The organism is Bacillus sp. JJ1773, assembly GCF_036962035.1.
Lineage (GTDB): Bacteria > Bacillota > Bacilli > Bacillales > Cytobacillaceae > Cytobacillus.
This window is the reverse complement of sequence record NZ_JBALNX010000088.1, coordinates 1-8,199: the sequence shown is the minus strand read 5'-3', so window position 1 is coordinate 8,199 and position 8,199 is coordinate 1. Positions and strand designations below refer to the sequence as shown.

At 38.0% G+C, this 8,199-nt stretch carries 6 protein-coding genes and 1 pseudogene; 3 read left to right on the top strand and 4 right to left on the bottom strand.

Translation table 11 applies throughout. The features are described 5' to 3' along the window. Positions 1 to 51 precede the first annotated feature (51 nt). The 3 genes from V7127_RS21675 to V7127_RS21665 form a co-directional block, all read right to left on the bottom strand. Entirely contained in the window at positions 52 to 1,116 is a 1,065-nt protein-coding gene (locus V7127_RS21675) for an LLM class flavin-dependent oxidoreductase (RefSeq protein ID WP_335489553.1), read from the bottom strand. A gap of 467 nt (positions 1,117 to 1,583) precedes the next feature. Beyond that, the gene (locus V7127_RS21670) at positions 1,584 to 2,150 is read right to left on the bottom strand and encodes a DUF4256 domain-containing protein (protein ID WP_335489550.1); all 567 of its coding nucleotides are present in this window, start codon (positions 2,148 to 2,150) and stop codon (positions 1,584 to 1,586) included. Positions 2,151 to 2,438: 288 nt separating this feature from the next. Next, complete coding sequence (locus V7127_RS21665) at positions 2,439 to 3,353, bottom strand: LysR family transcriptional regulator (protein WP_335354853.1); 915 nt, start codon at positions 3,351 to 3,353, stop codon at positions 2,439 to 2,441. 132 nt (positions 3,354 to 3,485) lie between these two features. On the opposite strand from V7127_RS21665, the gene V7127_RS21660 reads away from it, so the two are divergent. Then, a complete protein-coding gene (locus tag V7127_RS21660; protein WP_335345963.1) occupies positions 3,486 to 4,724 on the top strand; it encodes an MFS transporter in 1,239 nt (412 codons plus the stop codon). 110 nt (positions 4,725 to 4,834) lie between these two features. Here the strand turns inward: V7127_RS21660 and V7127_RS21655 are convergent, their stop codons facing one another. Further along, positions 4,835 to 5,446 carry a LysE/ArgO family amino acid transporter gene (locus V7127_RS21655; protein ID WP_335345962.1) on the bottom strand — a complete coding sequence of 204 codons (612 nt, stop codon included), beginning with the start codon at positions 5,444 to 5,446 and terminating at the stop codon, positions 4,835 to 4,837. 138 nt (positions 5,447 to 5,584) lie between these two features. Here V7127_RS21655 and V7127_RS21650 point away from each other — a divergent pair. Further along, a pseudogene (locus V7127_RS21650) lies at positions 5,585 to 7,031 on the top strand (PLP-dependent aminotransferase family protein). A 139-nt stretch (positions 7,032 to 7,170) separates the two neighbouring features. Continuing rightward, on the top strand, positions 7,171 to 8,046 hold the full coding sequence (locus V7127_RS21645; protein WP_335489547.1) for an SDR family oxidoreductase: 876 nt from the start codon (positions 7,171 to 7,173) through the stop codon (positions 8,044 to 8,046). Positions 8,047 to 8,199: the final 153 nt, after the last annotated feature.

Genomic DNA, 8,199 nt, shown 5'->3' with positions numbered 1-8,199 from the left:
AATGGTACTTTGTTTTTTTATTTGATAATAAAATTTATTCTGCTTCACCCGTTACTGTAAACGTGTTTCTCTTCGAACGATTGGAGCAATTTCCGTTGCTAACAATTCAATCCCTTTTGCAACATTCTTAAAAGGTTGACCACCTATATCTAACTGTGCAAGGAAACGTTGGTGCCCAAAGAGTTCGTATTGTTTAAGGATTTTTTCGATGACTTGCTGTGGACTCCCCACGAACAAAGCAGTATCCGGACTAGCCATATGTTCAAAGTCATCTCTTGACATCCTTGTCCCCATTCCACGCTGACGGTTCACATAACCCCAGTAATTCGAGTAATAAGGATAAAACTCATCCTTTGCTTGCTGAGTTGTCTTAGCTATATAAGCATGGCCCGTTACACCAACCTTTAATGTTTCTGGTGCATGTCCAGCGTCTATTCCAGCTTGACGATAAAGATCGACAAGTGGCTTAAAACGTCTTGGATGACCTCCTAAGATTGCTAATGCCATTCCCACTCCAAACCTTCCAGCACGAATGGCACTCTCAGGTGTACCCCCAACTCCAATCCAAATTGGCAATTTTGCTTGCACCGGTCTTGGGGCAATTTCAGCATTCCTTAAAGAAGAACGGAACTTCCCTGACCATGTGACAGTCTCATTTTTGGTTAGTTGTAATAGAAGGTCCATATGTTCTTCAAACAACTCATCATAATCGTTTGTACTATAACCGAAAAGAGGAAATGATTCTATAAATGCTCCTCTGCCAGCCAGTATTTCAGCTCGGCCATCGGAAAGTAAATCTAATGTAGCAAAATCTTCAAATAGACGAACAGGATCAAGCGTACTTAAAACACTTGTTGTACTTGTTAATCTAATATGATTTGTTACTTGTGCAATAGCAGCTAATAGAACAGCAGGAGAAGAAGAAGCGTAATCCAGACGATGATGTTCTCCTACCCCAAATACATCTAGTCCCGCCTCATCAGCAAGCTTTGCGGCTTGAATGATTTCTTTTACTCTTTCCTTAACCGTTATCGTCTTCCCATTAAGGGGGTTCGGACCTATATCCGCAAGTGTGTATATACCAATTTCAATACCGGCACTTTCTTTAGCAGCCAATCGGATACCTCCTATATTATAAGTTGATGCGATTTTCAAAAGGATGATTGATTTCTTCTCATACATTCGCACCAATCTGTTTCAAATTGGGTAACTGATCTTTAAGTTACTTTATGTAAGTAAGTATATTTATATAATTAAATACTGTCAAGTAACTGAAATTTAATAACTGTTTTTTGATAATAGAGAGGTTTTTTTATGAAAAAGGTAGAAAAAGACCCTGAAATCGCAAAAGTATTTTAAACGAAATCAGGGTCGGTTTAACTGGAATTTACTTTTAACTAGCAAAACTTTATTCAGGGGTTACAATTTTATATCAATCCAGTGATCGCTTCTACATGGATATCACATAAATCTTATAAAAAATAACGTAAAAGATTTATGATATAACCTTATGGAAAAATTTATCCCTTCTTGGGGTATATGCCACCCGCACCTCTTCATCTGGCATTGTTTTTCTCTAAAATTCAAACCCTTAGTGAGCCACGGAAACCCCTTGCAGCATAGTAGGAATCTGCTCCATTGTGGTACATAAAGACAGTGTCGTAACGACGATCACAAAAGATAGCACCGCCAAGTTTTCTAATATTCGCAGGTGTTTGCACCCAGCTCGATGTTTTCATATCAAAATTACCAAGTATTTGCAGCTCCCGGTATTGTTCTTCCGTTAAAAGCTCAACGCCCATCGCAGTCGCCATACCAATAGCGCTATTTTCTGGTGGATGTTTTTTCCGTGACTCCAGCGCTTCATGATCGTAACAAACACTTCTGCGACCTTTAGGACTTTCAGCTGAACAATCATAAAAAATGTATTCGTCCGTTTTTTTGTCATAACCACCAACATCCGGCTCACCACCAGTTGCTTCCATTTCATTGAGCGACCACATTTTTTCAGTATTAGCTTCCAGCTTTGCCTGGACTTTTGCCCATTCAAGACCTTCATGGCGGTTCATGTTTGTTTCAAAACGGTCTTTCAATATTCCAAGTATTTCTTCAAGTTGTTCGGGTGATAACTTCCTATTTTCATTTACCATACTAAAACCTCCTCGTATCATATGTATAGAACTACTTATTTAAATTGCTTCGTCCCTCAGCACTATCTTTTCAGTTAATTATCGCCAATTATCTTTGATTTTACTACTTTTTTTGTGCCTGCAGAATAACTGCCTCACAATGTGTAAAGTGCATGTGGCAACTCACAGGTGCTGGAGGGTTTAATTATCTAGCCTATTTTTCTTTTTTATCTTCAACTATTGCTTTTTCAACTCAAGTGCCCAATTGTTAAATATCATAGCTTTTAAATAGAAACCATCACAATCTCCTCAACAAACAGTCTCCACACATGACCAGTTTTTTGCATGTTTCAAAGTAATATCTATAAAACTTGATAATGCAGGGGAAACCCATTTGTTTTTGTGATAAACGACTTGGGAGTATATTTGTTTTAAATCAGCCTCGCAAGGAATCATTTTTAATTTTCCTTCCTTGATTTCATCCTGTACAGTCATTAAAGGTAAATAAGAAATGCCAAGCCCACTCATGACAGAACGCTTTATCGCCTCAATACTCCAAAATTCCATGATGTTGGAAGGTACAATCCCTCTATCCCGTAGAAACTCTTCAAATATTCTTCGATAACTGGCTTCTTTCTCGTTCGTAATGAAACACTCGCTAAGCTTCTGATTTTCATAGCTTTTAGGTAAACTACTCAGTGAACAATCAGGACTTCCAATGAGAACAATCGGTTCGTTCATTAACCGATGGATGACTAAATCTGAATCCTTAAACTGTGGCAACATGACAAACGCAACATCAGCACTACCATCAACGATTGCTTTCTTGTTATCTCCGCAAGTGGCGTTACTTAAACGGATGCTTACATGAGGAAATTTCTTTCGATATTCTCTTAATATTGGTTCTAAGCGGTAAACAGTTAGTGACTCAGGAGCCGCAATCTTTAACGTCCCTCTAATTTCCTTCCCCTCACTAGTAATGCTTTCAATTTTTCCATAAGTATCTAAAATTTCCTGTGTATAAGGTAACAGTTTCTTACCAATTTCAGTCAATCTAACCTTCCTCCCCATCCGATCAAACAGAGGTGCGCCTAAATGCTCTTCAAGCGTTTGAATATGAGAGGTCACTGTGGATTGAGTATAACCTAAATGTTCTGCCGCTTGAGTGAAACTACCTGTTTCAATGACCTTATTAAACGTAACAAAATGGCGTATTTCCAACACATCACCCGCCCTTAATATTCTCTTATTTCAATAGTATCAGAAAAATCAATGATTCACTTCATAAACTTCAATTTTACACATGATTAATTACTAGCTAAAATTAAGAATCATAGATAGAGAGGCGGTTTCGTTTTGAAACGTATTCACTTTAGCTGGTTTATTCTGACCGTAACATTTTTTTCCATCATTGTAGCTGGAATTGTTATGGCATCATCAGGGGTTTTCTTAACTCCTTTTGAAAGTGAATTTGGCTGGGATCGTTCCGTGATTTCCCTTGCTTTTGGTATTAGTCTGTTTTTCTATGGAGTATCAGGCCCGTTTATGGCAGCCTTACTAGAAAAAATAGGACTAAAGAAAATGATGCTAGCCTCTATGGGAACCTTGCTGATTGGACTCCTATTAACTTACTTAATGAATCAATCTTGGCACTTGATTATTATTTGGGGAATTATTATTGGACTTGGATCAAGTCTTTTCTTAACGGTATTAAGTCCATATGTGGCAAATCATTGGTTTAAAGAAAAAAGGGGACTTGCAACCGGAATATTAACGGCAAGTACGGCTATGGGCCAATTAATATTACTTCCTGTCTTAGCAATGGTTATCGAAAGTTACTCGTGGCGATGGGCTATGGGGTTAATCATTGCTCTTAGCATCATTATGTTCATCATCATCTTTTTATTTATGAAAAACTCACCGAAAGACATCGGGGTTCTTCCATATGGTCAAAGTGAAGATATGGAGGAAATGCATGAAATTCAAAATGGAAATCCGATAGTCATTGCTTTCAAAGGATTTTTCGATGCTGTGAAGGCAAAAGAATTTTGGCTATTAGCAGGTAGTTTCTTTATGTGTGGACTTTCAACGAGTGGATTGATTGGGACACATTTTATTTCTTACTGCATTAGCTTTGGAATTCCGCTAGTTACTGCTGCTTCATTACTTTCATTTATGGGCGTTTTTAACATCGTGGGAACAACTCTATCCGGCTGGCTGTCAGATCGTATCGATAATCGCTGGCTCTTGTTTTGGTATTATCTGCTTAGAGGGGGTTCTCTCGTATTCCTACCTTTTGCATTAATGAAGGGTGATCTTACTTGGATTATTGTTTTTACTGTGTTTTATGGTTTAGATTGGGTGGCTACTGTACCACCCACAATTAATATTACAAGACAAATCTTTGGACTTCAGAAGAGCGCTATTATTTATGGTTGGATTTATGCCTCTCACCAAGCAGGTGCTGCAGCAGCTGCTTATGGTGGAGGTATAGTCTATAAATATTTCAATACTTACACTTGGGCGTTTTTTATGGCTGGAGTTTTCTGTTTATTTGCAAGCTTATTTGTCATTATTATTAAAAAACAACAGTAAGGACTATAGGCGTAGTAGTAGAACCATAACAATCTGGGGCTTTACCATTGTCAACACTGACTTATGGGATAGCCCCTGCTTATCATTTCTATCCTTGTATTTCCAAGATCCTAAAATAAAGATAATCCAAGGTAAACGGCAGCCCCCCATATGACTAAGGCTGATACTTTATTTAATGTCAACATAAAACTTCCTGATTTATCGAGTTTTCCAGTGATTCGTCCAGCTAATGCAAGCCCTAAAAACCAAACGCAAGAAACCAAAATACACGAAACAGCAAAAACTATTTTTTCATCTCCCTCGTATCTTAACGAGCTTGAACCAATTACACCTACCGTGTCCATGATTGCATGTGGGTTCAGCAAGGAAACGGATGCTGCAAACAATACTTGTTTTTTTAATGGAAATTTCTTCGCGATATCTTCTCTTTCATTACTAGGTTTACTATTCCATGTTGTCCATCCCATATAAATTAAAAAGATCAAACCTGCCCCTAAAAGAATCGTTTTAATCCAAAATGAACTTAAGATAAGTAATGAAACGCCTAACACAGATACGGTAATCAAAAAAGCATCACAAAAAGAGGCTGTAATGACAACGGGTAAGGCTCTAATAAAACTTGGTTGAAGTGCCCCTTGATTAAAAACAAAAACATTTTGAACACCAAGAGGCAAAATAAGTCCTAGTGCAAGAATACTTCCATGAATAAATGGCTCTAACATCCAAAGTTCTCCTTTTCTTTTTATTAACTAGTCTTATTTTAGTTAGTATCTTTCACATTGTCTCCAACCAATTGGATGGATTCTATACCAACCAAGTAATATAATGGTATAAAGAATGATTAAAAAGGAGAACCGTTTATGTTTTCAGTTAATTGGAAGCCCAATAAGTCCTCACCTATACCATTGCATAAGCAAATTGCTGATTTTATGAAAGAAAAAATATCGAATGGTGAATGGACAATAGGATATAAGCTTCTACCCCAACGCACGTTAGCAAAGGCTTTGGAAGTAAATCGGAGTACAATAGTTACTGCCTTTGATGAATTAACTGCAGAAGGACTTATCGAAGGAAAAAGTGGCAGCGGTACGAAGGTGATTAATAATACATGGAATCTATTGGCTACAGCATCCCCTCCTGATTGGAGTTCATATGTTAAGTCGGGCATTCACAAACCTAACCTTCCAACCATTCAAGAAATTAATCAAGCTGAATTTATTCCTAACATCATCCGTTTAGGAACCGGCGAATTATCACCTGATCTTTTGGCTGGCAGGTCAATGAAACAAATTTTTGAAAAGCTGTCTATGAAAGAACTTTCTTATGGTTATGAAGAACCAAAAGGGTTATTACCATTAAGGGAGGAAATAAGTAACTATTTAAAAACGATTGGAATCGAGGCTTCGCCTTCTTCCATTCTAATTGTTTCAGGTGCCCTGCAAGCCTTGCAACTTATTAGTGTTGGTTTATTACATAAAGGCTCTACTGTATTAACGGAAAAACCCTCATCTTCATTCACTTCATGTCTTCCAGTCAGCTGGTATGCGTTTAATCGGCATTCCATTGGATAAAGAAGGGATTAAGGTGAATGATATTCCACAATATAAAAAGCTGAATAAAGGAGCTTTACTTTATACAATTCCTTCATTTCAAAATCCAACTGGAACTTTAATGACTGTTGAAAGGCGTAATCAATTGTTAAACATATGTCAGCAAGAACAATTACCTTTAATCGAAGATGATGTTTACCGGGAATTATGGTTCGAAGAGAGACCTCCAAACCCTCTTAAAGCATTCGACAAAAATGGACTTGTCCTATATTTGGGAAGTTTATCCAAAACTTTAAGCCCCGGCTTTAGAATTGGCTGGGTAGTTGGTCCAGAGCCGGTTATTGAGCACTTAGCAGATATTAAAATGCAAACTGATTATGGTTCAAGTTCCTTGTCACAATGGGCTGCTGTAGAATGGTTTTCCAGTGGACTTTATGATCAGCATCTGAATGAAATTAGAAAACAACTGAAAATACGAAGAGATTTTACCTTAAATATTTTAAATAAGTATTTTTCTAATTTGGCAACATGGGAAATACCAAAGGGAGGGTTTTATGTTTGGATACGATTAATACCTTCCATTTCAATAAGAAAACTATTTGAAACGGCACTTGCAGAAGGTATATTACTAAATCCGGGAAATATTTATGATATTCAGGCTGACCAATATCTACGTATTTCCTATTCCTTTGCATCTCTTTCTAATTTAGAGGATGGTCTACGCCGCTTATCAATGATAGTAAGAAGACTAATCTAAATTAAAGCGTCTGTCCCCTATTGCGCACGCCAAGGCAGACGATTCACTACCCAATAAGGGCACTATTTCACCTGACAAATAATCCGTGCTAATTTACTCCATACTAGGATAGTAAATACTAGTTGGAGGTTCGTTCAACATGCCAAACAAACAAAATCAGCCAAAGCGAAACGCTTTTCCCCCACAGCATCAAAACAAGCAGCCTGGATTAGAAAGTCGAATGGATCCAAAACCAACCTCGATTGATCCCAATTATAAGCGATCAGGGAAATTAAAAGGAAAAATAGCTTTCATTTCAGGTGGTGACAGCGGAATTGGAAAAGCAGCAGCCATCTATTTTGCTAAAGAAGGGGCAAATATTGCGATCAACTACCTAGAAGAGCATGAAGATGCAGACGAAACAAAGCAATTAATAGAGGCGGAAGGGCAAGAATGTTTATTACTTCCAGGAGATATCGGAAATGAGTCCTTTTGCAGGGAGATTGCCAATAAAACGATTGACCAGTTTGGGAAAATAGATGTATTAGTAAACAACGCTGCAGAGCAGCACCCTCAGGATAGTCTCCTGAATATTTCTTCTGCCCAACTAGAGAGAACCTTCCGGACAAATATTTTTTCTTATTTTTATTTAACAAAAATGGTTCTGCCGTATTTACAAAAAGGCAGTTCCATTATTAATACCACTTCCATAACAGCCTATGCCGGACATGAACAGCTGATTGATTACTCAGCAACGAAAGGGGCAATCGTTTCCTTTACTAGATCTCTTGCGATGTCACTTTCAGGAAAAGGAATTCGTGTAAACGGTGTAGCGCCGGGACCCATTTGGACCCCACTAATCCCATCTACATTCTCTGTCGATAAGGTAGCTCAATTTGGAACCGACACACCGCTTGGACGTGCAGGACAGCCATACGAACTAGCACCAACCTATGTATATTTGGCAAGTGATGATTCATCCTATGTAAGCGGGCAGATTATTCATGTGAACGGCGGCACAATCGTAAACGGATAGATTTTTTCAAAAAGGGAGAAAACGGTCACCATACGAAGTTCATGGTGTGGTGGCCTTGAAGATTGAATAAGTGCATTACGTCTTCGACGCAAACAAAACAAAGATTGAAAAAAGACAACTTATTAAACGGCAGCTGTCTTTTTTCAATCTTTG